The sequence below is a fragment of the Micromonospora sp. NPDC047548 genome, from assembly GCF_040642975.1.
Taxonomy (GTDB): Bacteria; Actinomycetota; Actinomycetes; order Mycobacteriales; family Micromonosporaceae; genus Micromonospora.
The window spans coordinates 259302-284889 of sequence record NZ_JBEYTI010000003.1; the positions used below are offsets into that span (position 1 = coordinate 259302).

A 25588-nucleotide genomic window follows, 5' to 3' on the forward strand; every position below is an offset into this window, starting at 1 on the left:
GATGCGTACCCCGATGATCCTGGCGGGTGGGGCGCTCGCCGCCGGGCTGGCCCTGCCGGCCGTCCCCGCCGCGGCCGCCGCTCCCACTCCCTCCCCCGGCGCCACCCCGGTCACCCGGGCCGGCACGTCCTTCCTCACCGCCACCGGCATCGCCGCCGGCCAGCCGGTGCGGATGAGCGCCTCCACCGGCGACCACCTCTACTGGTCGTTCCCCGCCTCCGCCGGGCAGCGGCACGAGGTCAGCGCGACGGTGTCCTTGCCGAAGGCCCGCACCGGGGCGTCCACCTGGACGGTCGAGGTCTTCGACGGGCTGCGCCGCCGGCAGTCCTGCACCGCCGGGGCGCAGACCCCGACGGTCGACGCCGCCGCCGGCAGCGTGTCGCTCGGCTGCACCCTGCGCGAGGTGCGCTCATGGGCCGAGCCCTGGTCGGCCGACCCGCTGCCCGGCACCTACTACGTCCGGCTGTCGGTGACCGAGCTGCCCGAGTCTGACCTCGGGCTCCCGGTCGACGTCGACCTGCTGGTCAGCGCGGACGGCGAGGGCTCGCGCGACGACGGCGAGCTGAAGGCGCCCCTGGTGCCAAACACCAAGGCCGGGACGGTGCTGACCGGGGAGCCGGCGGCGGCCCCGGCCGAGGAGGAGGACGGCGGGTTCGGCCACTGGCTGCCCGGCCTCGGCTCCCGGTGGATCTGGAGCACGGTCGGCGGGGTCCTCGCCGCCGTGGCCGGGGTGGTCGGCTTCGCGCTGACCCGCCGCCCCCGCCGACCCTGACGTTCCGGCGGTGGCCGCCCCGACCGGGGGTGGCCACCGCCGGGCTCAGGACGTCAGGGGTCGCCGGGGGACCCAGCCGATGAACCGGTCCTGCAGGGACGTCACCGGCAGGGCGTACAGGTCGGTGGTGGCGACGGCGAGGCACGACCCCAGGTAGACGCTGAGCGAGGCGCGGTCCACCGCGTACTCCCGCAGCAGCCGGGTGCGCTTGGTCGGACACGGCCACTCCTCACCACAGGAGTCGCAGGTCCACGCCGGGGTCATCGGAACGTGTTCGTCGGGGTGAGAACCCGAGGGCACCAGGGCACCGGTCATCACCACTTCCTCTCCGGACGGTCGTACCTGGCACGAGCCGCAACGTCCGCGACGCGCGGACGCCGGGTGGCCTCCCACCACGCTCCAACAGCGACACAGAACCCTCGGGCGTTACATGGTTGCGGTACGTTCACCGTCGATGGCGATCGCGGATCTTTCCACCGAGCGGGTGCTGGCGTGGCGGGCACGCCGACACCTCCCGCACAGCCCGACGGCCCGAGTCGCCGCCGGTGCCGGCCGACCGGCTCGACGCCGAACGGGCCAGACTGTCGTCGTACCTGAAGGGGGTCGGTGATGCGTGACCTGCTGCCGCCGGCCGTCTCGGTCGTGGTGGCCGGGCCGGCGGACTGGGCGGGCGAGCTGCTCCCGGCCGAACGGAACGGCCTCGGCGCGCGGGCGGTGGAGAGCCGGCGGCGGGACTTCACCGCCGGTCGGGTCTGCGCTCGGCGGGCGATGGCCGGGCTGGGGCTGCCCGAGCTGCCGGTCCCGGCGGCGGCCGACCGCTCCCCCGCCTGGCCGGCGGGAGTGGTCGGCACGATCACCCACACCCGCGGCTACTGCGCCGCCGCGGTCGCCCGGGCGACCGACGTGCGGTCCGTCGGCATGGACGCCGAGCGGCACCGGGAGCTCAACGCGGGGGTACGCCGGCTGATCTGCCGCCCCGAGGAGGAGGAGCGCTGCGCCCGGCTGCCGGCCGGCACGTCCTGGCCGCTGGTGCTGTTCAGCGCGAAGGAGACCGTCTATAAGGTCTGGCACCCGGTGGTCGGGTCCTGGCTGGACTTCCAGGACGCCACGGTCGACCTGGACCCGGACGCCGGCACGTTCACCGCGCGGATCGACCCGGTCCGGGTGCGGGCGGCGACCGTGGCCGACCCGCCCGCCGTCGTCACCGGGCGCTTCGTCGTCGAGGGCGACCTGGTGCGCACGGCGGCCGTGCTGACGCATTGACCGTCCGGCCCACCCTCGTCCCCCACATCACTGGTCGAGACCCGACACAATTCCGCGTTGCCGGCACCGACTAGCGTTCGGGAGTTCCCGATGCCACCGAAGTGCCGAGGAGTACGGTGAGCCAGCCCCAGCCCCCTTACGGGCCGCAGGACCCCAACCAGCCGCCCGTGGACCCGTTCCCCACGGCGCCGGTGCCGCAGTACCCCGCCGACCCGACCGCGCCGCTGCCGCCGGTCTCCGGGGCACCGCAGTACCCGACCGCCCCCCAGCCGCCGTACGCGCCGCAGTACCCGGCCGCCCCGCAGCCGCCGACCTCCGGCGCGCCGTACCCGCCGGTGTCCGGGGCCCCGCAGCCGCCGGTGTCCGGCACCCCCTACCCGCCGTACGACCCGAACGCGTCGATGCCGCCGGTCTCCGGCGCGCCGTACCCGCCGGTGTCCGGCGGCGGCTACCCGCCGGTGTCCGGGCCCGGCTACTCGCCGGCGCCGGGCCAGCCGCTCGGCCCGCCGGTGAAGTCCGGCTCGAAGAAGAAGACCTGGATCATCGTCGGCATCATCGTGGCGGTGCTGCTGCTGCTCTGCTGCGGCGGAGGCATCGCCGCCGTCGTCGTCGGCGGCAAGAAGGCCGCCGACAAGGCGGAGGAGATCGAGCGGTCGCTGCCCACCCCGCTGACCACCGCCGCCCCGGCCCTCCCCAGCGCCAAGCCCTCGGCCTCCGCCAACGACGGCGAGACGTTCAACATGGAGCCCGGCGACACCCTGCTGATCGAGGACGACGAGGGCACCATCGAGATCACCATCCGCAAGTTCTCCACCTCCACCAAGGGCTGCCGCTCGTACGCCCCCGCCCCGGACAAGGGCCTCTACCTCATCGCCGACGTCACCGCGACGGTCACCAAGGGCAAGGCGTCGATCAACCCGTTCTACTTCCAGTGGGTGGCCGAGGACGGCACCACCGTCAACGGCCTGGCCGGTGCGCTGTCCGGCTGCGGCGGCGACATGCTCGACTCCGGCAGCGGCATCCGGGCGGGCAGCAAGCGGTCGGGCGCGGTGGTGTTCGACGTCAAGGACAAGAACGGCGTCGTGGAGTACCAGCACAACTTCGAGGCGGCCGGCTCCTGGAAGCCGTGACATCTCTGGTCCCCTGGCGGGCCGGCTCCCTCGCGGGGAGTCGGCCCGCCTGAGTTGCACCCTCGGTGGAGTGCGGGACACCGGCACCACGACCGTCGTTCCGCTGGCCCGTTTCGTACTAGGACGGGCCTTCCCAGGCCAGAGATCCGATCGAGAGGACACCCGAGATGAGAAAGCTGGTCGTGAACACCTTCCTGACCCTCGACGGGGTCATGCAGGCCCCGGGCGGCCCCGGAGAGGACGACGACAACGGCTTCGCGCACGGTGGCTGGTCGTTCAACTACTGGGACGACAAGATGGGCGAGGTCATGGGGGCGGCGATGGGCAGGCCCTTCGACCTCGTCCTCGGCCGCCGGACCTACGACATCTTCGCCGCGTACTGGCCGAAGGCGCCGGAGGAGGCCGGCGGCAAACCGCTGAACGACGCCACCAAGTACGTCGCCTCACGGAGTCGTCCCGCCCTGGAGTGGCGCAACTCGGTGCTGATCGAGGGGGACGTGGCCGAAGGCGTCGCGGCGCTCAAGCAGGGAGACGGGCCGGAGCTCCAGGTGCACGGCAGCGGCAACCTGATCCAGACGCTGATGCGGCACGATCTGGTCGACGAATACCGCCTGTGGGTCTTCCCGGTCGTCATCGGGGCGGGGAAGCGCCTGTTCGCGGAGGGCACAATTCCGTCCGGGCTGAAGCTCGTCGACAGCACGGTCTCCACGACCGGGGTCGTGATGGGGACGTACGTGCCGGCCGGCGAGATCCCCCTCGGGTCATTCGCACTGGCGTAGTCGCGAGATACCGGCCAGCCAAACCTTGCCGACCTCGCGGGACCGACCTGGTCTTTCCCCACCCGACTCGGCACGCCGGTCGAGCCAGACAGCCTCCACCGGGAGTTCAAGGCCCGGTTGCTGGACGCCCGGGGTGGGGACTGCCAGGTCGCTCCCGGCGAGAAGCTGAAGCGCCTCGGCGAGCAGTTCCGAAGCTGAGCAGGGTTTTCACCCACGGACCGGCGGGGACGCGGGTCGGGAGGGGCGGACAGGGCTGCGGACCGCCCACAACGACACAGGAGGCGACATGGGCGTCGAGAGGGCACAGGATCAGGTCGAGCAGCTGGCCGGCCCTGCCCGGGCACGGATGGGCGACATGGCCCAGAACGAGCGGTCGGAGGCGGAGCAGGTGAAGCGGCTGGACGAGGTCCGGGGCAAGCAGCCGGGAGAGCACGTCCAGGAGGACGCCCGGGACGCGCCGGACGACTTCACGGGCTGACCCGGGTCCGCCGAGCCTCGGCTGGCAGTTGCTGTACTCCGCTGCTGTACAAGATCGAAAAAGGCCGTCTCCCGTAACGGAAAACGGCCTTTGAACTGGGTGGAGCTGAGGGGATTTGAACCCCTGACCCCCTCGATGCGAACGAGGTGCGCTACCAGTCTGCGCCACAGCCCCTCCGCCGGCGAACCGGCTTCGGTCCCACCTGGCTTTCACCAGGCGGGCCGGCGACAAGGCTAACAGGTCCACCACCCCGCCGCGAATCCACCCCCGCCGCGCCGACGTGAGCCCCCGAAAGATCGACTCGGGACGCGGCATGTCGCGGTGTCCGGGCGGCGGAACACCGCGACATGCCGCAAGGCGAGCGAGCGGCCCCGACGACGCTCAGGCGGGGGCGGGGGCGGGGGCGGGACGGTGCGACATGCCCAAGAGCGCAGCACCGGACCCCCGACGAGCGGTCAGGCCGGGTGGGCGCCGCGGCCGGAGTGGTACGGCCGCCCTCGCAGGCCCCCCGCCCGCCGGTAGGAGACCGAGCCGCCCCCGCTGGACGCCGCCGGCAGGTCACCCGACCGGTCCAGGCCCATCGCAGAACGGCGTACCGCCTCGCGCTGGGCCGCCAGGCGGCGCTGCGCCTCCCGGCGAGCCGCCGCCCGGCGGGCCTGCTCCCGCCGTACCTCGGCCTGCCGGGCGGCCAGCCACGCCGCCTCCCGAGCCTGGATCCGCCGCCGCCGGCGCTCCGCCACCGCCCGCTTCCGTAGGTGCACGACGTACGCCACGAGCAGCGTCGCGGTTACCGAGAAGCTGATCCAGAATCCGGGGCTGACCACGATCACGCCGACCAGCTCGACGAAGTTGAGCAGCAGCAGCGCGGCGAGCACCCGGCGACGCCGGTAGACGGCCGGGGTGTGGCGTCGCCGGGGCGGGGGTCGGCGGCGCGCCCGGCGCGGGGCGGGCGGCACGGCGCGCAGCCGGCCCGACCGGCGGCCCGGCACCGGAGGCGCGGAGACCGGAGCGCTCAGGCCGCCGGTGTTCGCATCTTCACTGAGGGTGACGACAAGCGCACGGGACGGGTTGACGGGCCGCCGTCCCGGGACAGTACGGCGCCGCCGGCGGCGCTGGAGCACCCGCGCCGTCGACTGCGCCCGCTCCGCCACCAGCCGCTCGGTGGCGTCGTACCGGCGGACCAGCGCCGGCGCGAGGGCGAGCAGGCCGGCGGCGGCGAGGACGGCGAGGAGCACCGAGGTCGGCACCCTCACCCCTCCCGTCACCGAATTCGGGGCAACCGCCGGACCACCGCAGGATCTTCCCCGGATGGTCGTCCACGGCGCAGATCGTACGGCCGGGCAGCGCTTGCCACAGCTTGCAGTCACTTGAGGTTACGGGCCGCCGACCGTCATGCCGGCACGCCGCGCCGATCCCGTCCGTGGGACGACTCACCCCTTGCGGTCGCGTACCCGGTGCCAGCGGGCCAGCAGACCGCCCTCGGCGGCCACCTCCTCGCTGGTCATCGCGTATCCGATGTGGTCGCGCCACGCCCCGTCGATGTGCATGTAGCGTACGTGGTACGCCTCCTCGCGGAAGCCCAGCTTCTCCACCACCCGCCGGGACGGCCGGTTCTCCGGCCGGATGTTCACCTCGACCCGGTGCAGCCCGCCTGGGCCGAACGCGTGGTCCACGGCGAGCGCCATCGCGGTGGGGATCACCCCGCGACCGGCCACCCGGGAGTCCACCCAGTAACCGACGTACCCGGAGCAGAGCGCCCGCCGGACGATGCTGCCCACGTTGATGTGCCCGACCAGCCGGTCCCGGCCGTCCTCGCGGAGGCAGACCGCGTACGGCATCCCCTCACCGGTCCGCGCCGAGCGCCGCTGGTCTTTGTGGACGAAGCGGAACACGGCCGGCGAGTTGGTCTCGTCCCAACTGCCGGGCAGGTGCGACTCCCACGGCGCCAGCCAGGCCCGGTTGGCGCGCCGCACCTCCGACCAGGCGCCCGCGTCCGAGCGCCGGTACGGCCGCAGCACCACCGGCCCGTCGGTCAGCACCACCGGCCAGCCCGGCGGCCGACCGAACCCGAGGAAACTCACCGACGCCGATCCAGCAGAAGCACGTCCACGGTGGAGCCGGCGGCGGCGGTGGTGACCCGCTCGCCGAGCACCATCAGTCCGTTCGCCTCGGCCAGCCCGGACAGCGTGAACGGCCCACCCGGCAGCGGCTGGACGGTGTAGCCGCCGCCGCGCCGCTCGGCGACGTGCGCGGGCCGGAACTCGCGCAGCCCGCCCGGCGAGGTGATGGTCTCCAGCAGGTGCGCGCGGACACTCGGCCGGAACACCGGCTCCGCACCGGCCAGCAGGTTGATGGCCGGGCGGGCCAGCACCTCGAAGCCGATCAGCGCCGCGCCGGGGTCACCGGGAAGACACACCACGGGCACCTCCTCGGCGCCGACCGTACCGAATCCGAGCGCGGTGCCGGGATAGAGCGCCACTTCGGTGAAGGTGACCGGACCGGCCCGGCCACCCTCCCTCCTGGACAGGATGCGGCGGACCATGTCGCCGGGGCCGGTGCCGGTGCCACCGGTGGTGATGATCAGGTCGGCCCGCAGGGTCTGGTCCTCCAGCAGGCCGCGCAGCCCCTCCGGGTCGTCGTCGCAGATGCCCACCCGGTACGCCAGCGCGCCCACCTCGGCCGCGGCGGCGGTCAGTGCGTGCGAGTTGGCGTCCACCACCTGGCCGGGCTGGCTGCCCCGGCCGACGTCGACGAGTTCGTCGCCGGTGGCCACGATGACCACCCGGGGGCTGGGCCGGACCACCACGTGCCCGATCCCGGTGGCGGCGAGGACGGCGACCAGGGCCGGCGAGACGTACGTGCCGGCGCGGGCGAGCAGGGTGCCGGCGGGCAGTTCCTCACCGGCGCGGCGGACGCCGTACCCGCGCTTGGGGGTGCGAAAGATCTCCACCGCGGCCATGCCCTGGTCGGTCCACTCCACCGGGACCACGACGTCCGCGGCGACGGGCAGCGGCGCCCCGGCGGCGACGGAGAAGCACGAGCCCGGGGTGAGCCGGACCGGGCGCCAGCTCGCCGCCCCGAGGTCGCCGACCACGTTGAGCCGCACGATACGGCCCGACCCCCCGGAGGGGGCCGGGCCGTACCCGACGAGGTCCTCCCAGCGGGCCGCGTACCCGTCCACCGCGGCCTGGTCGAAGGCGGGGAAGGAGTGCGGCGCGATGACGTCCTCGGCGAAGACGTTGCCGTACGCCTGGGTGAGGTCGAGGTCGAGCGGAGGCAGCGCGCGCAACCTGCGCAGCACACTGCCCAGGTAGTCGGCGAGCGGCGTCAACTCGTTCGCGGCCGCCTCGGCGTCGGCCGTCGCGGTCATGTATTAGGACCGCCCGACGTGTCGGAGTTGACGAACTCGGCCAGCCACTTGCGGAACTCACCGCCAAGGTCTTCGCGCTCGGCGGCGATCTGCACCACGGTCTGGAGGTAGCCCAGCGGCATGCCGGTGTCGTAGCGGGTGCCCCGGTAAACGATCGCGTGCACCGGCACGCCCTCGTTGCGCAGCAGTTCCATCGCGTCGGTCAGCTGGATCTCGCCCCCGCTGCCCGGCTCCGTCCGGCGGATCGCGTCGAAGATCCGGCCCGGCAGCACGTACCGGCCGAGGACGGCGAGGTTGCTCGGCGCGTCCTCCGGCTTCGGCTTCTCCACCATGCCGGTGACCTTGACGACCTCGCCGATGTCGGTCAGCTCCGGCTCGGCCGGTTCGACGGAGGCGATGCCGTACCGCTTGGTGTCGGCCGGGTCGACCTCGAAGAAGGCGAGCACCACGCCGCCGGTGCGGGCCTGCAACTCCAGCATGGCCGGCAGCAGCGGCTGGTCGAGCTTGACGAACTCGTCGCCGAGCAGCACCGCGAAGGGCTGGTCGCCGACGTGCGACTCGGCGTACCCGACGGCGTGGCCGAGGCCGAGCTGCTCGGGCTGCCGGACGGTGTAGATCTCGGCCAGCTCGCTGGGGCGCTGCACCGCGGCCAGCAGCTCGGGCTTCTTCTCCAGCCGGGCCTCCAGATCGGGCCGGCGGTCGAAGTGGTCCACCATCGACGTCTTGCCGCGCCCGGTGATCAGCAGGACGTCACCGATGCCGGCCTGGGTGGCCTCCTCGACGATGTACTGCAGGACCGGACGGTCGACCACCGGCAGCAGCTCCTTGGGCACCGCCTTCGTCGCCGGCAGAAACCGGGTGGCCAGACCGGCGGCCGGGATGACAGCCTTGACCGCACGGGGACGGCCGGTCGCGGCGGCCGCTGAGGGGTTCGCAGAGTGCTCCGACATGCCGCGAGACTATCGGCCACGGCTCTGCCGCGGCGGGTGAGGACCGGAAGACGCGCCGCCCGTAGCCGGCGGTGTCACACCCGCAGCGGGCCCCGGCAGGTCCGGGGCGTACCGGCCGGAGCCCTCCGCCGCCCTGGCGGCCGCCGGGCCGGCGCGCGGCAGCCCGTCGTCCGGGCTGACCGCGCCGGCCGGCACCGGGATCTCCTCCGCCATCGCGTCGGCGCGCTGCCCGGTCACCCGGTACCCGTCACGCCCGGCCGCCTTGGCCGCGTAGAGCGCCTCGTCCGCGGCGTCGAGCACCTGCTGGCCGGTGCTGGCATGGTCGGGAAAGACGGCGATGCCGATGGAAACGGTCACCGGGATCGCCACGTGCTCGTCCACCACCATCGGGGTGTCCCGCACAGCCGCACCGAGCCGCTCGGCGACGATCACCGCACCCGGTGCGTCGGTCTCCGGCAGCAGCACCACGAACTCCTCGCCGCCGTGCCGGAACGCCAGGTCGACCTCGCGGATCTCGTCGCGGATCCGGCTGGCGAACTCGGCGAGCACCGCGTCGCCGGCGGTGTGGCCGTACGTGTCGTTGACCCGCTTGAACCGGTCCACGTCCAGGGCGAGGATGCTCAGCATCCGCCCGAACCGGCTGGCCCGCTCCACCTCGCGGCGCAGCGACTCGCGCAGGTAGCGGTAGTTCCACAGCCCGGTCAACGGGTCGGTCAGCGAGAGCCGTTGCGCCTCCTCGTGCACCCGGACGTTCTCCACCGCCACCGCCGCATGCCCGGCGAAGGTGCGCAGGGTGGCCAGGTCGTCGTCGTCGAACTCCTCGCCGCCCGGCCGGTCGTAGAGGGCCAGCACCCCGACCGCGGGGTCGCGGCCCGCCGGGTCGGCGCTGGCGGGCGCCGCGAAGGGCACCGCCACGTACGTCTCGCAGCCCGGCTCCCCCGTTGGCGCCTCCGCGGGCTCGCCCCGGCCGCGCTGCGGCTCCCCGGTGGCCGCAACCGCGCCAATCACCCCGGCGCCGACCGGCACCCGCAGCGGCTCTGCCCCCGGCACCCGACCCTCCAGGCCTTCGGCGCACTGCCCCACCAGCACGCCGTCGGGGTCGAGCAGCAGCACCGCGCCGGCCCGCGCCCCGGTCGCCGCGAGGGCGCTGTGCAGGATCACCCGCAGGATGCGTTGCAGGTCGTGGGTGCTGGCCAGGGTGTCGCCGAGCACCGCGAGGTGGCCCCGCAGCTGGTCCCGGCTGCTGGTCAGCGCCGCCACATAGCTGGCGGTCTCCCGGGTCATCCGGTTGAACGCGCCGGCCAGCCGGCCGATCTCGTCCCCGCTGCGCACCGGCACCCGGGCGGTCAGGTCACCACGGGCCACCCGGTCCACCGCGCCGGCCAGCTCGACCAGCGGCCGGGTGGTCACCCGGGCCAGCCGCCAGGCGGCGAGCACGGCCAGCACGGCGGCGAGGAGCACCGCGCCGACCAGCACGGCGGGCAGCCCGGCTGGCTGCTCGCCCGCAACGGAGAGGACCAGCGGCAGCGGCTGCCCCGGCCCCGGGCCGAGGCGGCGCACGTACCGGCCGTCGGGGGTCTCGGTGACCCGGTCGCCGTCGACGGTGCCCGCGGCGGCGAGCACCGCCTCGCGTACCCGGTTGGACTCGGTGGTGTGGGCGACCCGGCCTGGAGCGGCGGGGCCGTCGAGCAGGGTGACCCCGACGCCGGTGGCGGCGGCCAGCCGGGCCACGAACGCCGGGTCGACGACCTGGGCGGCGGTGACCGTGCCGAGCGCGACGCCGGCGGGGTCGCGCAGGTCGACCCGGGCGCTGAGCGCCCGCACCGGCCCGACGACGGCACGGTCGCCGGAGCAGTCCTGCCAGGGCGTCGGGGGCGCGCCGGGGCTGGCGTACGTCGTCGTGCCGGCCCCGTCGGTGATCAGTACCGCCCCGGCCAGGCCCCGGCTGACCACCTGGGCGGCGGTGCCGGCGCGGGCGGCGGGGTCGGTGTGCAGCGCGACCGCGTCGGCGGCGGCCCGCAACTGCTGGCAGAGCGCGTCCACCGAGGTGCGGACGGTCGAGGCGGCGAGCCCGAGCCGTTCGGTGGAGCGGCTGCGGTCGACGGCCGCGAGGGTGGTGCCGACAAAGACCGCCCCGAGCAGCACCGGGCCGAGCACCACCGCGAGGAAGGCTGCCGTCAACCGCCCGCGTAGCGTCAAGCTTCCCCCCCGGAAGTTCCGCGCCCGTTCCTGCGATGCTGACACAGAGCGACCGGGAGACGAGGTTTGCGTCAGGGAGTGTTGCGTGCCGGAATTTTCTGATGGAGCGCACGAGGCGAAGCGCGAGACGCGGGCCGCGCTGCTCGCCCACCGCCGGGCGCTGACCGCGCCACGGCGGGCCGAAGCCGCGGCGCGCGTCCGGGCCGAGCTGGTCGAGCTGGTACGCCGGCTGCGCCCGCACCGGATGAGCGGGTACGTGCCGGTGGGCTCCGAGCCGGGCGGGCCGGAACTGCCGGACGCGCTCCGCACGGCGCTGCCCCGGCAGGCCGAGCTGCTGCTGCCGGTACTGCGGGACGACCTGGACCTCGACTGGGCGGCGTACGACGGGCCGGGCTCGCTGGTGGCGGCCGGGCGCGGGATGCGAGAGCCGGACGGCCCCCGGCTGGGCCGCGCGGCGATCGGCGACGCGGAGCTGGTGGTGGTGCCGGCGCTGGCGGTGGACCGGCGCGGCCTGCGCCTGGGACGAGGCGGCGGCTCGTACGACCGGGCGCTGGCCCGGGTGCCGGAGACGGCGTTGACGGTGGCGCTGCTGCACGACGGTGAGCTGGTCGACGCGCTGCCCGCCCAGCCGCACGACCGCCCGGTACGCGCCGTCATCACCCCCTCGGGCGGTCTGCGTACGCTGACCGGCGCGCCGGATGTCGATCCCCCCACGTCCGCTGGACGAACCCGGGTCCGATGACGCACCATTGGCACTCGAAACCGTCGAGTGCCAACCGGCCGTGCCAGATCGGGAGAAGAACGTGCCCACGTACCAGTACGCCTGCACTGCGTGCGGCCACCAGCTCGAGGCGGTGCAGTCCTTCTCTGACGAGCCGCTGACCGAGTGCCCCGCGTGCGAGGGGCGGCTGCGCAAGGTCTTCAACTCGGTCGGCGTCGTGTTCAAGGGCTCCGGCTTCTACCGCACCGACTCCCGCTCCTCCGGCTCGGAGGGCCAGTCCGGCAGCACCACCCCGAAGCCGGCGAAGTCGGACAGCGGCTCCTCCTCGGGTGACGGGTCGTCGTCGACCGCCTCCTCCAACGGCGGCAGCACGTCCGGCTCGTCCAACGGCGGGTCGGCCAAGGCGCCGGCCGCCAGCACCTCCGCCTCCTCCTGATCTCGAACGCCACCGCCCTCGCCGCCCACCGGGCCGCGGGGGCGTTCGGCGTACGCGCCGTCCGGGCCTCGGGGGCGGTGGGCGCGGCCGCGAGTCCCGGGTTGATCTGGCGGGGCTGCCGACCCTGGTGTGACGCTTTGGAGCTGATGACGTCAACGATTCAGCCGGGCGGCGCTGCGACGTCGGTGACGTGGTAAAGATTCGACCGCCCGGACCGTCGGGCCCGGCCGCCCGTCTGGGGCTGATCTTCGATAGCAGGTCGGGCGCCACTTCTGGCGTTGTCCACAGGCCCGTCGGTTGTCCACAGGCCGGTGCGCACGGCGCTCCTGCGACGACTCCGACGCCTAGCGTCTGTCGAGCGCCGTGACGGCGGCCGGACGGCGAGGGCGGGAGGTGGGCGGCATGGCGGGTGGTGGCCCGGACGGTGATGGCTCCCTGCGCCCGGTGCGCTGGCGCCGCCGGCCCGGCGCGGGCACCCTGCTACGCCTCGGGCTGGTCGCCGCCCTGCTGGGCCTGGCGGTGGTCGTCCTCGACTCGTCCGGCGGCTGCCCCAGTCCGGCGCCGCCGTCGGCGGGTCCCTCGGGCGGGGGCACGACCCCCGGGGGCGCTGCGGCCACACCGGCGGCCGGGGTCGGGTCGGCGGGTGGCCCGTCGGCCGGAGGCCGATCGGACGGCGAGCTGCCCGGTGCGGGGCCGTCGGCCGGAGGCCGATCGGACGGCGAGCTGCCCGGTGCGGGGCCGTCGGCCGGAGCCGGTCGGCCGGGAGCGCTGCCGCTGCCGAGCGGGTCGGTGGGCGTACCGGTGCGGCTGGCCGAGCCCGCCGCGCTCGCCGTGCTCCGGCCGGGAGCGCGGGTCGACCTGCTGGTCGTACCGGCCGGCCGGGCGCCGGTCGAAGCCGGCCTGCTGGCCTCCGGGGCGCTGGTGCTCGACGTGGTGGGCGGCGACGCCACCGACGGGTCGTCGGCGCTCTACCTGGCGCTCCGGCCGGACCAGGCGCAACGCGCCGTCGGCCAGCCGGAGGGGAGCCGCTTCGCCGTCGTGGTACGCGGCTGACCCCGGCCCGCGTGCCGCTCTCCGCCGACTCCACGGCGTTGCGCGCTCGCGCCGGGTGCGGAAAGGGTTGCTCAGTCCCAGTGCGGCGGGCGCTCGGCGAGCAGCCAGTCGTCGTTGCCGCCGGTGCGCTCACCCCAGCCGTGGTCGGTGTCGTCCACCGTCTGCTCGGGCAGCACCACGAAATCCTCGCTGAGATCGACGGCGCGGTCGTCGTCGCGCACGCCCGGGTCCTCGATGCTCACGAGCGGCAACACTATCCCAGCCCGGGCCATCCGACGGCACCGCATTTGACCACGGCAGCCCGCGCCCCCACCGACGGCACACACAGCGCCACCGCAGCCCGCACCCACACCACAAGCGGCATGGCGGTAGCGCACCCCGTCCGCCGCCGCGTCGGGCGGCCGGCCGCCCGCGGCGTTGGTAGCGTCGGACGGCGTGACGACGCCCAGCGATGCCAGTTCCGAGGACGAGTTCTGGCGACGGCCGCCCGAGCACACCGAGCCGACGGGGCCCGGCACCGAGCCGACGGGGCCCGGCGCCGAGCCGACGGGGCCCGGCACCGACCCGACGACCCCCGACTCCGACAGTGCGATGGTCGGCGAGCCAGCGCCCGGCGCCGGGCCGGCAGCCGGGCCACACCCGGGCGGGCAAGCGGCTGCCGGCACCACGGCGACGACCGGCATGGTCCCGGGCGGGGTGGCGGGTGCCGCCGCGCCGATCTCCCTGTCACCGTGGGCCGCCCCGACGGACGGACCGGCGGCACCGGTCCCGGGGCAGGCGGCCACGCGGCCCGGCGGTGGCTACGCCGGGCCGCCGCCGACCACCCCGCCGCCGCCCGGCTGGCGACCGCCGGCGCACCTCCAGGCCACCCCGCCCCGGGCGCTGCCGCCGCAGGACATGGAGGCCATCGACGCGGCGGAGCAGCGCGCGCAGCGGGTCACCTACGCGGTCGGCGCGGTGGCCGGTGCCGTGTTGCTGATCCTGCTCTGCCTGCTCTGCTCCCGGGCGATCTTCTGAGTCGGGTGACCGGTCAGAGAGTGTTGCCCCAGACGGACTCGGCACCCGATTCGCCGGTCAGATAGACGTAGACCAGCGCGAACACCGCCAGCACCACGATGATGGCCGTGAGCAGCCAGTTGACCCAGGACGGCAGGTGCGGGGTACGCACCCGGCCGCTGGTCAGCACCAGCAGCGCCAGGGCCGCCACGGCGAGCCCCACGGTGAGCCAGAGCGTCACGTCGCCGTACTCGGAATGTTCGTTGATCTTGGCGAGCAGCTCAGGCGGGTAGTTCTTGCCCCTCAGGAACTCCTCGAACGCCTCGCCGGACTCGGTTGCCACCCAGGCGATCACCGGCGTCACCACGGCAAGGATCGCCATCGCCCAGCCGAGCCGGGGGCGCCACCGGGGCACCAGCCCGTACGCGGCGGCCGCCAGCGCCAGCAGCGGGACGAACACCACCGCGGCGTGGACCACCAGAATGTGGCCCGGAAGGCCGTTGATTTCCTTGAACACCGACACCTCCGACAATGGATGCGGTTCGCCGCAGAAGCGTACGACGACCCATACGTCGCGGCATGTCCCTCGATCGGACACACGCGGTGTCGACCGCTACGGTTCACCCGCTCGTCAACCGTCCTGAGCTGTGGTCGGGAACACGTGCCGCCGGGTTCGCTTGTCGGTCCGGTGACCCCGTGCTGTCATTGCCTCATGTCCAGTGGCGAGGAACTGCTCCGGTCGAGGGGCCTGCGGGTCACCCGGCCGCGGCTCGCCGTCCTGGACGTGCTGGCCGCCGGCGGCCACCTGGAGGTCGACGAGATCACCCGCCGGGTACGCGAACGCCTCGACTCGGTCTCCACCCAGGCGGTGTACGACGTCCTCGGCGCGCTCTCCCGCGCCGGCCTGTCCCGCCGGATCGAGCCGGCTGGCAGCGCCGCCCGGTACGAGGCCCGGGCCGGCGACAACCACCACCACGTAGTGTGCCGGGGCTGCGGCGAGATCGCCGACGTCGACTGCGCCGTCGGTGGTGCCCCCTGCCTCGACCCGAACACCGCTCACGGCTTCGAGGTCGACGAGGCGGAAGTGACCTTCTGGGGGCTCTGCCCCACCTGCCAGGCCCGCCGCTCCGCCGACGACTGACGGGTGACCCGGCGAGCGGGTCGAGCCGGAGCGTCCCATGGCACTCTTGGGCGGTGGACTCCGACGACATCGGCCTCTTCGGTCCGGGATCGGTCACCTGGAAGGTGCACGCCGAGCCGGTCCTGATCGTCGCCGGCCTGCGCTCCCTCTACCTTCAGGCGCTGCATCCCCGGGCGATGGCCGGGGTGGCGCAGAACAGCAACTACCGCACCGATGCCTGGGGCCGGCTGGTCCGGACGGCCACGTACGTCGGCACCGTCGTCTACGGCACCACGGCCGAGGCGAAAGCGGCGGGTCGGCGGCTGCGCCGCCTGCACGCCCGGATGCGTGCCACCGACCCGTCCACCGGCGAGGAGTTCCGGATCGACGAACCGGAGCTGCTGCGCTGGGTGCACGTCACCGAGGTCGAGTCGTTCGTCAGCACCGCCCGCCGGGCCGGGCTGTCGCTGACCGACGCCGAGGTGGACGGCTACTACGCCGAGCAGCGGGGCGCCGCCGCGCTGGTCGGGCTCGACCCGGCCGAGGTGCCGGGCAGCGCCGCCGAGGTGGCCGACTACTTCCGGGTGGTCCGGCCCGAGCTGCGGATGACGAAGGAGGCGGCCGAGACCGCCCTGTTCCTGACCGCGCCGCCGATCCCGTGGAAGCTGAGCCTGCCGGCCCGGCTGGGGCTGAGCCTCGGGCCGCCCCGCTGGGCGTACCTGGGGATCGCCGGCACCGCGCTCGGGCTGCTACCGCCCTGGGCGCTGCGGTTGTACGGCGGCCTGGGGCTGCCCACCACCGCGCTCTCGGCCGACCTGAGCGTCCGCGCGCTGCGCCTCGGCCTGGCCGCGCTGCCCCGCAACTGGCGGGAGGGGCCGCTGCAGCAGGCGGCCAAGGAACGGGCCGCTCGGCTCACCGCGACCGCAGCCTGAACCGCGACGGACGTCACGCTGGGTCAACAGGCTCTAGAAAGGAAAGCAACCACTAGTCGCTGCTCCCGCCACCAGCGACGGCGGAGGAATCGGCGCCGGGTACGGCGGGACGGTCCATCGCCGCCCACGGGTCGCGACCGGGGGTCTGCGCGCCGACCGGGCAGGTGCGGCGGTAGTCGCACCAGCCGCAGCGGGGGCCGGCCACCGGCGGGAACGCCTCGTCGGGGTCGGTCCCGTCGGCGACGGCCCGCTCGGCGGCCATGATGTCGCGCGCGGTGTCCTCGGCGCGGGACAGCTGCCGGGCCAGCGACTCGGTGGTGTGGTCGTGCGCGGCGACCGTCCCGGTGGGCAGGTGGTGCAGCTCCACCCGGCGGCACGGCCGGCGGAACGTCCGCTCGGCGGCGTACGCGTACAGCGCCAGCGCCTGCGAGCCCCGGGCGTCGTCGCCGTCCAGACCGGTGCGGCCGGTCTTGTAGTCGACGATGACCAGCTCGGGCCCGTCCGGGCCGGGTCGGGAGTCGATCCGGTCGGCGCGGCCGTTGAAGGCCAGCACCGCCGTCCGGACCGCGACCACCCGCTCCACGCCGAGCGGGTCGACGCCCGGCTCCAGCGTCTCGACGTACGCCTCCAGCCAGCCGAGCGCCCGCCGGTAGGCCTGCCGTTCCTGCTCGTCGTCGCGGTAGCCCTCGCGCACCCAGGTGCCCTTGAGCAGCCCGGCGAGCGCCTCCGGCCGGCGGCGCTCCGGGGCGAGCGCATACCAGTTTTTTAGGGCGGTGTGCACGCTGGCGCCGAGCGAGTTGTGCGCCCACGGCGGCCCCTTCGGCGGGGCGGGCCGGTCGACGTAGGAGTAGCGGTAGCGGCGGGGGCAGTCCTCGTACGCGCCGAGCTTGCTGGGGGTGCAGACGAAGAGCCGCTCCGGCATGCCCTCGAAGCCCAACTGCTCGGCCTGCTCGGCACGGGGTCGGGGCGAGCCCGCGGATCGTCCAGCGGAGGAGGCTCGTCGCACGGGCCCGATCCTGCCATCCGGGTACGACAGCGTCGCGCCGGCACCGGCGGCGGGGTCAGGCCATGTTCACGTACTGGGTGACGAACGCGGCCACCGCGTCGGCGATGAGCTGCACGGCGATGGCGGCCAGCAGCAGCCCGGCGATCCGGGTCAGCACCTCGATGCCACCGGGTCGCAGGATCTTGACGATGCCGCCCGAGAATCGCAGCACGATCCAGACCGTGATCATCACCGCGACGATCGCGACGGCGATCGCCGCCTGGTCACCGAGTCCCTCGGCCCTCTGCACGAAGAGCATGGTCGCCACGATGGCGCCCGGACCGGCCAGCAGCGGGGTGCCCAGCGGCACCAGCGCGATGTTGGAGGTGGCCTGCTGGCTGGGGTCGTCGGCCTTGCCGGTCAGCAGCTCCAGCGCGACCAGCACCAGCAGCAGGCCGCCGGCGGCCTGCAACGCCGGCAGGTCCACGTGCAGGTAGGCGAGGAGCGTCTGACCGGCCACCGCGAAGACCACGATCACGCCGAGCGCCAACGCGACCGCCTGCCAGGCGGCCCGGTTGCGGTCGCGGGCGGCCAGCGGCCCGGTCAGGGCGAGGAAGATGGGCATCATGCCCGGCGGGTCGACGATCACCAGCAGGGTCACGAAGACCTCACCGAAGAGCTTGAGATCCACCGGCTAACGGTAGCCGCGCCCCTGGGAACCGAGAAGCGGATCAGCCGGAAGCGACCGGGGTCACCCCACGGGCCTGCCCGACGATCCGCTCGTACGCCTCGCCGGCGGTGGTGTGCGCGCCCAGCCGGACGGTCTTGTGCGTGCCGTGGAAGTCCGACGAGCCGGTCACCAGCAGGCCCAGCTCGGCGGCGAGCGCGCGCACGTGCGCGGCCTCGGCCGGCGAGTGGTCCTCGTGGTCGGCCTCCAGGCCGGCCAGCCCGGCGGCGGCCAGTTCGACGATCAGCTCGTCCGGCACGATCCGGCCCCGCCGGGTCGCCCGGGGGTGGGCGAAGACCGGTACGCCCCCGGCGGCCCGGACCAGCTCGACCGCCCGGAACACCTCGATGTCCTCCTTCGGCAGCCGGTAGCGTTCGCCCAGCCAGTCCACCCCGAACGCCTCGGTGGTGGTGGCGACCAGGCCGGCCCGGATGAGTGCCGCCGCGATGTGCGGCCGGCCGACGGTCCCGCCGCCGGCCGCGGCCATGATCTCCGGCCAGCTGACCTCGATGCCGTCGGCGCGCAGCAGCTCGACGATCCGTTCGCCGCGCACCTCCCGGGCGAGCCGCACCCGGGCCAGTTCGGCGACGAGCTCCGGATGGTCGGGGTCGAAGAGGTACGCGAGCAGGTGCAGCGGGACCGCCGGCTCGACCCCGTGCCACCGGCAGGAGATCTCCGCGCCCCGGACCAGGGTCAGGCCGGGCGGCAGGGCCCGTACCGCGGCGTCCCAGCCAGCGGTGGTGTCGTGGTCGGTGATCGCGACGACGTCCAGCCCGGCGTCGGCGGCGGCCCGGACCAGCTCGGCCGGGCTCAGCGTGCCGTCGCTGGCGGTGGAGTGGGTGTGCAGGTCGATCGCCGGGCGTGGGATCACGCTTCGACGCTACCGCTCCGGCGGGTCGGGCCGGCGGTCAGGAGGCGTCGGCGACCACCACCGGGGGCTCGTCGGAGGTGACCCCGCCCAGCGTCATCATGGAGGCTCGTTCCCCGATCGACGCCCGGTCGGGGCGTACCCGGGCCAGGGCGCCGCTCCGGTCGACGTAGGCGGCGACGGCCGCGCCGCTCCACGCCACCGCGCCGCTGATCGTCGGGCCGGCGGAGCGGACGACACCGCCCAGCCCGGGGGCGGCGAGGCCGACCAGGAGCGCCCCGTCCGTCCCGTCCGCACGGCCGTTGACCAGCAGCCAGCGGCCGTCGGCGGAGACGGCGCCCCGGCCGTCGTCGGCCAGGGTCGCGCCGCAGTCGGTGCTGGTCGGGGTGAAATCCACCGGGTCGAGCACGGCCAGACAGGAGCGGTGCGGATCGCCGGCGGCGGGCACCCGCCCGACGGGCCGCCCGTCGGGCAGCACGCCGTAGACGTCGAGGACTGTCGGGTTGCCGTCGGGGAGCGTGCCTGCCGCCGGCCGCCACAGCAGGTGACCCCCGCCGTGGGTGCGCACCACGAGGCGGTCGCCGACGAAGCGGACCGGGGTGGCGCCGTGCGCGGCGGTCGTACCGATGGTGGCGAGGAGCCGGTTGGCGATGAGGCCGGCCGCGAAGAGCCCGTCGCCGTCACTCCAGGCGACCTGACGGCCGTCCGGGCTCAGGGCGACCTCCTCGGCGCCGGCCAGCAGCACCTGCGGGGCCTGGCCGGACGGCACGACCCAGAGGGTGCGACCGGCCGGGGTCGGCGCCCCCACCACCAGCCAGCCACCGTGGTCGGGCAGCCGCTGGGCCCGTTCGACCGGGCCGATGCCCAGGTCGTACCGGTCGCCGTCCGGGGTGACCAGGGTGCCGCCGACGATCAGTTCGACCTGCCCCTCGGCGGGCGGGGCCTCCGGGGCGGGGGCGACCGGCCAGGCGGCCGCGGTGGCCGCGCCGCGCGGGTCGCCGAGCACCACGGTCGGGGTGGTGGGGCGGCCGGGATGGCCGTTGAGCTGCGCCATTCCGGCGGTGACCGCCGCCGTGACGACCACGGCCAGCGAGAGCCCGGTCAGCGCCCGCCGGTGACGGACCCGCCGGGCCCGGCCGATGGCCAGCCCCGCCGGGTCGGCGGCCAACGGCGGGGGTACGGCGACCCGGCGGGAGAAGGTCTCCCGCAGCGCCCGCTCCAGGTCGTCGTGCGTCACAGTCATTGGACGCTCCGGGCCGCCGGTCTGGTTGTCCGGTGCGACGTGGGTCGGCTTCATCGGGTCTCCGCCGGGACGGCCGCCCGGGGGCGGACGGGACCGGTCACCGGCAGCTCAGGCCGCCGGCCCGCTCCGGCGACCGCGTCCCGACCGGGCCCGTGGCCGCCGGCCTGGGCCGGGCGCGGCGACGGCGTGGTCCCGCCGCTGCCGGCCGGCCGGTGCGGCCGGCCGGGTGCCGGAGGTACGACCGCAGCCGCCCCGGACGACCCAGCCGCCCCGGACGACGCGGGCCGCCCCCCGGCCGCGGTCGCCGCCTCCGGCAGGTCCCGGGCCGCCTCCTCGCCGAGCCGACGGCGCAGCGTGGACAGGGCGCGGGAGGTCTGGCTCTTCACCGTGCCCGGCGAGATCTCCAGCAGGGCGGCGGTCTGCGCCTCCGACATGTCCTCGTAGAAGCGGAGCACCAGCACGGCCCGCTGCCGGGCGGGCAGCGCGGTCAGGTGGCGCCAGAGCACGTCCCGGTCGAGCTGCTGCTCGATCTCGTCGACCCCGGCCCGCTCGGGCAGCACCTCGGTGGGGCGTTCACCGTGCCAGCGCCGGCGCCACCAACTGGTCGAGGTGTTGACCATGACCCGCCGGGCGTACGGTTCGATCGCCTCGATCCCGCCGAGCCGCTTGCAGGCCAGGTACGTCTTGGTCAGCGCGGTCTGGAGCAGGTCTTCCGCGGTGGCCCAGTCCCCGGCCAGCAGGTACGCGGTGCGCAGCAGGGCACTGGAGCGGGCCGCGACGAACTCGCGGAACTCCTCGTCCAGCGGATCCCGCTCGACCACCCGTCACCTCCGCACCCCGTCCCTGCTGGCAGGTTGCCATGACCGGGGCGGTCGGGTCCACGGCGAAAGGTTCGCAGTTCCTCCGATGAACGGACGAATAGCTTCAGGCGCCGTCGTCGGCCTTGGCCTCGTCGGCCTGCTTGCCCAGCCGCGCCTCGACCGCCTGCGGCTCGTACATCTCCTCGACCACCCGCAGGTAGAGCTCGTTCGGGTTGGGCAGGTTCTTGATCTCGCGCAGCGCCTGCTCCTGGCCCGCCGACTCCAGCACGAAGGTGCCGTAGTTGAGCGCCCGGCCGGTGGGGCTCTGCTCGTACTTCATGTCGGTGACCCGGACCAGCGGCATCATGGCCACCCGGCGGGTGATGATGCCGTTGACCACCATGACCCGCTTGTTGGTGAGGATGAAGCGGTCGTACCACCAGTCGGCGACCCGCCAGGCGACCCAGCCCATCACCGCGAACCAGAGCAGCACGGCGATGGTGGTGAGGGCGCCGACGTCCTGCCCGGCGAGGAAGCCGGAGAGGTAGCCGAGGACGAAGGTCGCGGCGATGCCGATGACGATCGGGGTGGCGAGGTGGATCCAGTGCCGTTTCCACTCGCCCCGGTAGCGCTCGGTGGGGAAGAGGTAGCGGGCGACCAGCGAGCTGGGCTCGTCCTCCAGGGGCAGCACCCGCCGGGGGCCCATCGGCATGCCGGAGGCGTCCACCCGCAGCCCGGCCAGCTCGTCCTCGGAGATGGTGGTCGGCTGGTGCCCGGCCTCCGGGTCGTGCACCCAGGACCGCCCGGAGCGACCCTCACCGGCGTACCCCGGCCCGTCGCCGTAGCCAATGTCGTCCGAAAGGGACGGCCCGTCGGAGAGGCCGGCGCCGGAACCGTAGCCCGGCCCGTCGTCGGGACGGAACCTGGGGATCGGCTCGGTGTCCCGCTCCCGGCGCTCCCGGTCGGGGTCGTCGGGATCGAAGGGGGGTCCGGAGGGGCTGCCCATGAGCGGTCAGGCGACGAGGCTGGTGAAGAAGTCGCCGAAGCCCTGGGCGATGTCCATGATGCCGCCGCCGAGCGACTTGAAGACGTCCGCAGCGGAGTTCGGCCGGTAGGCGACGAAGAAGATCAGGAATGCGATGCCGGCCCAGGTGAGGACCTTCTTGACCATAGCGGGCCATCCCTCTCGCGCGGGGCCGGGTCCGTTTACCGCAGCGGCACCCAGAGTATCAGTATGGTGTCGTACAGTGAATATCCACGTCCGTTCCCTGACGAGTCCGTCAGGGCGGTCAGGCCCTGCCGTGCAGGTGAGGAGACGGCGCGCCGTACACGAGCTCGGGCGGTGTCCACTCGGAGAGGTCGTGCAGGACGACGTCTTCCGCGAGGAGGTGACCCGCGCTCGCCGGCCAGGCTATCGCATGGAGCCACATTCCCCGAGCCTCGCCGGCGTACGCGCTTCGATCCGTCGCGGAATGCACCAGCCACAGTGGAGTGGGGTGGCCACCGACCCTGATCCGGGCCGGCTCGACGTGCTCGGGGTGACCGGGCCCGGGGCCGGGGCCGGTGAGCGCCGCTGCGAGTTCCGGCCCTGGGTCCGGCCCGGACACCCCGGCGAAGCGGGCCCCCAGCCCGACGCCCGGCTCCTCGGCCACCAGCAGGAGTTCGGCCGGCCCCCCGCCCAGCGGCGCGGGCCCGGCGCAGGCCACCGCCGTGGCCCGTACGCCGGAGGCGTCGTCCCCGGCCCAGCCGACCCCGGTAACCGTCCAACCCGACGGCAGCGGCCACGGGCACCACAGCGGCACGACGGGCCGCTCCGCCTTCTCGTCGGCGACGACGCGGTCGACCACGCTCGCCAGGATCTCGACTCCGATGTGCTCCGGAACGTGCAGTGGCGCGACCGGCCCGCACCGCACGCACCGCGACTCGGGGTGCATCAGGTCGGGGGGCCTGACCTGACCGGCGCACCTCGGACAACTCACCACGACACTCACATCCCCACCGTGACCCCCCGCCACCGGCCCGTCAAGTGGAGCGGCCGATTCCCCGGCCAACCGCCGAAGGACCTCAGGCGGGCGGCGGGCCGGCGTGGGCCCGGATCCAGGCGTGCATAGCGATGCCGCTGGCCACGCCGGCGTTGATCGACCGGGTCGAGCCGTACTGGGCGATCGAGAAGAGCTGGTCGCAGGCCACGCGGGCCGGGTCGGACAGGCCCGGCCCCTCCTGGCCGAAGAGGAGCACGCAGCGGCGGGGCAGCGTGGTGGTCTCCAGCGGCCGGGAGCCGGGCAGGTTGTCGATGCCCACCACCGGCAGGTCCCGTCCGGCCGCCCAGGCGACGAACTCCTCGATCGTCGGGTGGTGCCGGACATGCTGGTAACGGTCGGTCACCATGGCGCCGCGCCGGTTCCACCGGCGCAGCCCGACGATGTGCACCTCGGCGGCGAGGAAGGCGTTGGCGTTGCGGACCACCGTGCCGATGTTGAAGTCGTGCTGCCAGTTCTCGATCGCCACGTGGAAGTCGTGCCGGCGCTCGTCCAGGTCGGCGACGACGGCCTCCCGCCGCCAGTACCGGTAGCGGTCGACGACGTTGCGCCGGTCGCCTGCGGCGAGCAGCTCCGGGTCGTACCGCGAGTCGTCCGGCGGGTCGCCGGGCCACGGTCCGACACCCACGTCGAGCTGGTCCTCGGTCACGGTCACAAGAGGGTACGGCCAGCCGCGCGGCCGATGGCGGCCACCCCGGTCACCGCAGCCCCAGGGCACCGCCGAGCCGGTCCAGCAACCGCCGGTCGGCGGGGCCGGGCGGGTCGCCGGCCCGGCAGACGCGGGCGGCCACCGACTCCACCCACTGCCGGTACGCGGCCGAGTCGGCCGGGTCGGCCCGCCGGTGCAGCACGCGTACCGCGGCCCGGCAGGCGGCCAGCAGGTCCACCAGGTCGGTGAGCCGGTCGGCCGGGTTCGGCGCGCCGTCATGCCGGGCGTAGATCGCCGCGACGACGGCGCGTACCAGGTCGCTGTCGGAGGCCCGGCCGGCGGCCACGGCGTCGAGCCCGGCGAGCCCGGCGGCGACGCCGCGGGGCGGACGGCCGGGGGTGGGCGAGGCGGCGACCACGAGCACCCGGCCGGGCAGGGTGGTGAGCAGGTCCCACTCAGCGGCGGAGTAGACGGCGGTGGTCAGCGGTGCGGCACGACGTCCGGCAGAGGGCGGCTCTCCGGCGAGGGAGTGGCTCATCAGGACCTCCGGCGCCAGCATATGCCCCGAATCGCAAAATGGGCCCCTTCCCGACCAGACGCGGTGGAAAGGGGCCCGTCCGGGGCCGCGCTCAGCGGGGCTCGGGGAAGCTCGGACGCTCCGGGTCGACGCCGTCGGGCACCGCCGCGGCGGCGTACTCCTTCTTGGGGACCATGACCTTGCGCCGGAAGACGCAGACCAGGGTGCCGTCCTGGTTGTAGCCGCGGGTCTCCACCGACACGACGCCCCGGTCCGGCTTCGACCCGGACTCGCGCTTGTCCAGCACGGTCGTCTCGCCGTAGATGGTGTCGCCGTGGAAGGTCGGCGCGACGTGCCGCAGCGACTCGACCTCCAGGTTGGCGATCGCCTTGCCGCTGACGTCCGGCACGGACATGCCGAGCAGCAACGAGTAGATGTAGTTGCCGACGACGACGTTGCGCTTGAACTGGCTCGCCGACTCGGCGTAGTGCGCGTCCATGTGCAGCGGATGGTGGTTCATGGTGAGCAGGCAGAAGAGGTGGTCGTCGTACTCGGTCACGGTCTTTCCCGGCCAGTGCCGGTAGACCGCGCCCACCTCGAACTCCTCGAAGTAGCGGCCGAACTGCATCCTTGTCCCCTTCGACGGGTGGCGATGGAGTTCGGCACAGCATGCCTTACTGGTGGTTAAGGCGATGTCGGGGACGGAGGCGGAGTGGAAATGTCACACCGGCCGCTTCCGGGGGAGACGCAATGAGCGGCGGGGCCCTCCCCGGCACCCGCCGCCCACGCTCTGATGCAAGAGATTCTGCCGCAGCCGGGGACACATCGACAGAGACGGACGTCACATTTACCCTTTTGTTACTTCACCCTGCGTGATTGACCGCGTGGTGCAGCGCGATCTCTACCGGCGGGATCGCACCTTGTCAAGACCCAAGTTACCGATTCGTAGTGTCAAATCGTGCCGATCTCCTTGGAAGCGCTCCCATCACGACCGGTGACGCAGGTGCGCGTTGCATCTGCGTTCCGCCGCACGGGATCGGCACCATGCGCTCCGGTGGCGCACGCACCCGCCCCGCCCCGCGCCGGTTTCGGCCCGTCCGGGCGGGGAATTCCATCAGGGCTGCCCTGGTTCTACCGGACGAATAGCAATCCGCTGATCGGAGAGTGCAATGGCAACGGTTGAGCTGACCACGGCCAACTTCGACGAGGTGACCGAGAGCGACGGCATCGTCCTGGTCGACTTCTGGGCCGAGTGGTGCGGGCCGTGCAAGCGGTTCGCCCCGGTCTACGAGCGCTCCTCTGAGAAGCACCCGGACATCGTCTTCGGCAAGGTCGACACCGAGGCGCAGCAGGAACTCGGCGCCAAGTTCGACATCCGCTCCATCCCGACGATCATGGCGATCCGGGACGGCGTGATCGTCTTCGCCCAGCCGGGCGCCCTGCCCGAGTCGGCTCTGGAGAACCTGATCGAGCAGGTCCAGGCCCTCGACATGGACGACGTACGCAAGCAGTTGGCCGAACACAAGCACTGAGCACCACCCGACGACGGCCGGGCTCCCCC

Annotated in this window: 31 protein-coding genes and 1 tRNA gene; 12 read left to right on the forward strand and 20 right to left on the reverse strand. The window is 74.1% G+C overall.

The genetic code is table 11. From position 1 onward, the window contains the following. The first annotated feature begins 1 nt into the window (after position 1). A complete protein-coding gene (locus ABZ807_RS04655; RefSeq protein WP_357152825.1) occupies positions 2-772 on the forward strand; it encodes a peptidase in 771 nt (256 codons plus the stop codon). 45 nt (positions 773-817) lie between these two features. Here ABZ807_RS04655 and ABZ807_RS04660 read toward each other — a convergent pair whose 3' ends face one another. Continuing rightward, on the reverse strand, positions 818-1087 hold the full coding sequence (locus ABZ807_RS04660; RefSeq protein ID WP_357152828.1) for a hypothetical protein: 270 nt from the start codon (positions 1085-1087) through the stop codon (positions 818-820). 294 nt (positions 1088-1381) lie between these two features. Between ABZ807_RS04660 and ABZ807_RS04665 the strand changes: the two genes are divergently transcribed. From ABZ807_RS04665 to ABZ807_RS04680, 4 genes are all read left to right on the forward strand, one after another. Then, positions 1382-2035 carry a 4'-phosphopantetheinyl transferase superfamily protein gene (locus ABZ807_RS04665; RefSeq protein WP_357152830.1) on the forward strand — a complete coding sequence of 218 codons (654 nt, stop codon included), beginning with the start codon at positions 1382-1384 and terminating at the stop codon, positions 2033-2035. A gap of 116 nt (positions 2036-2151) precedes the next feature. Continuing rightward, positions 2152-3165: a hypothetical protein gene (locus tag ABZ807_RS04670; protein ID WP_357152832.1), complete on the forward strand. Its 1014-nt coding sequence runs from the start codon at positions 2152-2154 to the stop codon at positions 3163-3165. Between the two features lie 167 nt (positions 3166-3332). Further along, on the forward strand, positions 3333-3944 hold the full coding sequence (locus ABZ807_RS04675) for a dihydrofolate reductase family protein (RefSeq protein WP_357152835.1): 612 nt from the start codon (positions 3333-3335) through the stop codon (positions 3942-3944). Positions 3945-4230: 286 nt separating this feature from the next. Then, the gene (locus ABZ807_RS04680) at positions 4231-4422 is read left to right on the forward strand and encodes a general stress protein CsbD (protein ID WP_357152838.1); all 192 of its coding nucleotides are present in this window, start codon (positions 4231-4233) and stop codon (positions 4420-4422) included. 100 nt (positions 4423-4522) lie between these two features. Here the strand turns inward: ABZ807_RS04680 and ABZ807_RS04685 are convergent. The 6 genes from ABZ807_RS04685 to ABZ807_RS04710 all read right to left on the reverse strand — a co-directional run bounded on the left by ABZ807_RS04685 (position 4523) and on the right by ABZ807_RS04710 (position 10941). Beyond that, positions 4523-4596: transfer RNA gene (locus ABZ807_RS04685), tRNA-Ala, on the reverse strand. Between the two features lie 281 nt (positions 4597-4877). After that, complete coding sequence (locus ABZ807_RS04690) at positions 4878-5675, reverse strand: hypothetical protein (protein WP_357152841.1); 798 nt, start codon at positions 5673-5675, stop codon at positions 4878-4880. Positions 5676-5852: 177 nt separating this feature from the next. Then, positions 5853-6503 carry a GNAT family protein gene (locus tag ABZ807_RS04695; protein WP_357152843.1) on the reverse strand — a complete coding sequence of 217 codons (651 nt, stop codon included), beginning with the start codon at positions 6501-6503 and terminating at the stop codon, positions 5853-5855. Beyond that, on the reverse strand, positions 6500-7792 hold the full coding sequence (gene glp, locus ABZ807_RS04700; RefSeq protein WP_357152846.1) for a gephyrin-like molybdotransferase Glp: 1293 nt from the start codon (positions 7790-7792) through the stop codon (positions 6500-6502). The genes ABZ807_RS04695 and glp overlap by 4 nt, the downstream gene beginning before the upstream one ends. Then, positions 7789-8742, reverse strand: coding sequence for a UTP--glucose-1-phosphate uridylyltransferase (locus ABZ807_RS04705; RefSeq protein ID WP_357152849.1), 954 nt, complete (start codon positions 8740-8742; stop codon positions 7789-7791). The genes glp and ABZ807_RS04705 overlap by 4 nt, the downstream gene beginning before the upstream one ends. 9 nt (positions 8743-8751) lie before the next feature. Continuing rightward, complete coding sequence (locus ABZ807_RS04710; protein ID WP_357152852.1) at positions 8752-10941, reverse strand: diguanylate cyclase; 2190 nt, start codon at positions 10939-10941, stop codon at positions 8752-8754. A gap of 85 nt (positions 10942-11026) precedes the next feature. Here ABZ807_RS04710 and ABZ807_RS04715 point away from each other — a divergent pair, with 85 nt between their 5' ends. The 3 genes from ABZ807_RS04715 (at position 11027) to ABZ807_RS04725 (ending at position 13151) form a co-directional block, all read left to right on the forward strand. Next, a complete protein-coding gene (locus tag ABZ807_RS04715; RefSeq protein WP_357152855.1) occupies positions 11027-11683 on the forward strand; it encodes a 5-formyltetrahydrofolate cyclo-ligase in 657 nt (218 codons plus the stop codon). A 61-nt stretch (positions 11684-11744) separates the two neighbouring features. Beyond that, entirely contained in the window at positions 11745-12098 is a 354-nt protein-coding gene (locus ABZ807_RS04720; protein ID WP_357152858.1) for an FmdB family zinc ribbon protein, read from the forward strand. Between the two features lie 402 nt (positions 12099-12500). After that, a complete protein-coding gene (locus ABZ807_RS04725) occupies positions 12501-13151 on the forward strand; it encodes a flagellar biosynthesis protein FlgA (RefSeq protein WP_357152860.1) in 651 nt (216 codons plus the stop codon). Between the two features lie 71 nt (positions 13152-13222). Here the strand turns inward: ABZ807_RS04725 and ABZ807_RS04730 are convergent, their stop codons facing one another. Then, entirely contained in the window at positions 13223-13393 is a 171-nt protein-coding gene (locus ABZ807_RS04730; protein WP_357110795.1) for a hypothetical protein, read from the reverse strand. Positions 13394-13742: 349 nt separating this feature from the next. Between ABZ807_RS04730 and ABZ807_RS04735 the strand changes: the two genes are divergently transcribed. Next, complete coding sequence (locus ABZ807_RS04735; protein WP_357153088.1) at positions 13743-14168, forward strand: hypothetical protein; 426 nt, start codon at positions 13743-13745, stop codon at positions 14166-14168. A 13-nt stretch (positions 14169-14181) separates the two neighbouring features. On the opposite strand, the gene ABZ807_RS04740 is transcribed toward ABZ807_RS04735, so the two are convergent. Then, positions 14182-14664 carry a DUF2231 domain-containing protein gene (locus tag ABZ807_RS04740; protein WP_357152862.1) on the reverse strand — a complete coding sequence of 161 codons (483 nt, stop codon included), beginning with the start codon at positions 14662-14664 and terminating at the stop codon, positions 14182-14184. A gap of 195 nt (positions 14665-14859) precedes the next feature. Between ABZ807_RS04740 and ABZ807_RS04745 the strand changes: the two genes are divergently transcribed. After that, complete coding sequence (locus tag ABZ807_RS04745) at positions 14860-15288, forward strand: Fur family transcriptional regulator (RefSeq protein WP_357152864.1); 429 nt, start codon at positions 14860-14862, stop codon at positions 15286-15288. Positions 15289-15341: 53 nt separating this feature from the next. Beyond that, positions 15342-16199, forward strand: coding sequence for an oxygenase MpaB family protein (locus ABZ807_RS04750; protein ID WP_357152867.1), 858 nt, complete (start codon positions 15342-15344; stop codon positions 16197-16199). 52 nt (positions 16200-16251) lie between these two features. Here the strand turns inward: ABZ807_RS04750 and ABZ807_RS04755 are convergent, their stop codons facing one another. The 11 genes from ABZ807_RS04755 to ABZ807_RS04805 form a co-directional block, all read right to left on the reverse strand. After that, on the reverse strand, positions 16252-17205 hold the full coding sequence (locus ABZ807_RS04755; protein WP_357152869.1) for a PD-(D/E)XK nuclease family protein: 954 nt from the start codon (positions 17203-17205) through the stop codon (positions 16252-16254). A gap of 55 nt (positions 17206-17260) precedes the next feature. Beyond that, the gene (locus ABZ807_RS04760) at positions 17261-17875 is read right to left on the reverse strand and encodes a MarC family protein (RefSeq protein WP_357152872.1); all 615 of its coding nucleotides are present in this window, start codon (positions 17873-17875) and stop codon (positions 17261-17263) included. Positions 17876-17915: 40 nt separating this feature from the next. Continuing rightward, positions 17916-18779: a PHP domain-containing protein gene (locus ABZ807_RS04765; protein WP_357153090.1), complete on the reverse strand. Its 864-nt coding sequence runs from the start codon at positions 18777-18779 to the stop codon at positions 17916-17918. A 40-nt stretch (positions 18780-18819) separates the two neighbouring features. Then, the gene (locus ABZ807_RS04770; protein ID WP_357152875.1) at positions 18820-20022 is read right to left on the reverse strand and encodes a hypothetical protein; all 1203 of its coding nucleotides are present in this window, start codon (positions 20020-20022) and stop codon (positions 18820-18822) included. Positions 20023-20072: 50 nt separating this feature from the next. Next, on the reverse strand, positions 20073-20843 hold the full coding sequence (locus ABZ807_RS04775; protein ID WP_357152877.1) for a SigE family RNA polymerase sigma factor: 771 nt from the start codon (positions 20841-20843) through the stop codon (positions 20073-20075). Positions 20844-20946: 103 nt separating this feature from the next. After that, positions 20947-21828 carry a PH domain-containing protein gene (locus ABZ807_RS04780; RefSeq protein WP_357152879.1) on the reverse strand — a complete coding sequence of 294 codons (882 nt, stop codon included), beginning with the start codon at positions 21826-21828 and terminating at the stop codon, positions 20947-20949. A 6-nt stretch (positions 21829-21834) separates the two neighbouring features. Continuing rightward, on the reverse strand, positions 21835-21993 hold the full coding sequence (locus tag ABZ807_RS04785; protein ID WP_007455302.1) for a hypothetical protein: 159 nt from the start codon (positions 21991-21993) through the stop codon (positions 21835-21837). 118 nt (positions 21994-22111) lie between these two features. Further along, positions 22112-22837 (reverse strand): DUF6758 family protein, encoded by a 726-nt coding sequence (locus tag ABZ807_RS04790; RefSeq protein WP_357152882.1) that lies wholly within the window; start codon positions 22835-22837, stop codon positions 22112-22114. A 49-nt stretch (positions 22838-22886) separates the two neighbouring features. Continuing rightward, positions 22887-23510, reverse strand: coding sequence for an RNA methyltransferase (locus ABZ807_RS04795; protein WP_357152885.1), 624 nt, complete (start codon positions 23508-23510; stop codon positions 22887-22889). 49 nt (positions 23511-23559) lie between these two features. Beyond that, positions 23560-24069: a hypothetical protein gene (locus ABZ807_RS04800; protein WP_357152888.1), complete on the reverse strand. Its 510-nt coding sequence runs from the start codon at positions 24067-24069 to the stop codon at positions 23560-23562. A 70-nt stretch (positions 24070-24139) separates the two neighbouring features. Then, positions 24140-24655: a MaoC family dehydratase gene (locus ABZ807_RS04805; protein ID WP_357152890.1), complete on the reverse strand. Its 516-nt coding sequence runs from the start codon at positions 24653-24655 to the stop codon at positions 24140-24142. A gap of 541 nt (positions 24656-25196) precedes the next feature. On the opposite strand from ABZ807_RS04805, the gene trxA reads away from it, so the two are divergent. Then, positions 25197-25559 (forward strand): thioredoxin, encoded by a 363-nt coding sequence (gene trxA, locus ABZ807_RS04810; RefSeq protein WP_357152892.1) that lies wholly within the window; start codon positions 25197-25199, stop codon positions 25557-25559. Positions 25560-25588 lie beyond the last annotated feature (29 nt).

Excerpts from the sequence above, each read along its gene's own strand:
- ABZ807_RS04655 (WP_357152825.1), top strand. The coding sequence starts at position 2 with ATGCGTACCCCGATGATCCTGGCGGGTGGGGCGCTCGCCGCCGGGCTG.
- ABZ807_RS04660 (WP_357152828.1), bottom strand. The coding sequence starts at position 1,087 with ATGACCGGTGCCCTGGTGCCCTCGGGTTCTCACCCCGACGAACACGTT.
- ABZ807_RS04665 (WP_357152830.1), top strand. The coding sequence starts at position 1,382 with ATGCGTGACCTGCTGCCGCCGGCCGTCTCGGTCGTGGTGGCCGGGCCG.
- ABZ807_RS04675 (WP_357152835.1), top strand. The coding sequence starts at position 3,333 with ATGAGAAAGCTGGTCGTGAACACCTTCCTGACCCTCGACGGGGTCATG.
- ABZ807_RS04680 (WP_357152838.1), top strand. The coding sequence starts at position 4,231 with ATGGGCGTCGAGAGGGCACAGGATCAGGTCGAGCAGCTGGCCGGCCCT.
- glp (WP_357152846.1), bottom strand. The coding sequence starts at position 7,792 with ATGACCGCGACGGCCGACGCCGAGGCGGCCGCGAACGAGTTGACGCCG.
- ABZ807_RS04705 (WP_357152849.1), bottom strand. The coding sequence starts at position 8,742 with ATGTCGGAGCACTCTGCGAACCCCTCAGCGGCCGCCGCGACCGGCCGT.
- ABZ807_RS04725 (WP_357152860.1), top strand. The coding sequence starts at position 12,501 with ATGGCGGGTGGTGGCCCGGACGGTGATGGCTCCCTGCGCCCGGTGCGC.
- ABZ807_RS04735 (WP_357153088.1), top strand. The coding sequence starts at position 13,743 with ATGGTCGGCGAGCCAGCGCCCGGCGCCGGGCCGGCAGCCGGGCCACAC.
- ABZ807_RS04745 (WP_357152864.1), top strand. The coding sequence starts at position 14,860 with ATGTCCAGTGGCGAGGAACTGCTCCGGTCGAGGGGCCTGCGGGTCACC.
- ABZ807_RS04770 (WP_357152875.1), bottom strand. The coding sequence starts at position 20,022 with ATGACTGTGACGCACGACGACCTGGAGCGGGCGCTGCGGGAGACCTTC.
- ABZ807_RS04780 (WP_357152879.1), bottom strand. The coding sequence starts at position 21,828 with ATGGGCAGCCCCTCCGGACCCCCCTTCGATCCCGACGACCCCGACCGG.
- ABZ807_RS04785 (WP_007455302.1), bottom strand. The coding sequence starts at position 21,993 with ATGGTCAAGAAGGTCCTCACCTGGGCCGGCATCGCATTCCTGATCTTC.
- ABZ807_RS04800 (WP_357152888.1), bottom strand. The coding sequence starts at position 24,069 with ATGCTGGCGCCGGAGGTCCTGATGAGCCACTCCCTCGCCGGAGAGCCG.
- ABZ807_RS04805 (WP_357152890.1), bottom strand. The coding sequence starts at position 24,655 with ATGCAGTTCGGCCGCTACTTCGAGGAGTTCGAGGTGGGCGCGGTCTAC.
- trxA (WP_357152892.1), top strand. The coding sequence starts at position 25,197 with ATGGCAACGGTTGAGCTGACCACGGCCAACTTCGACGAGGTGACCGAG.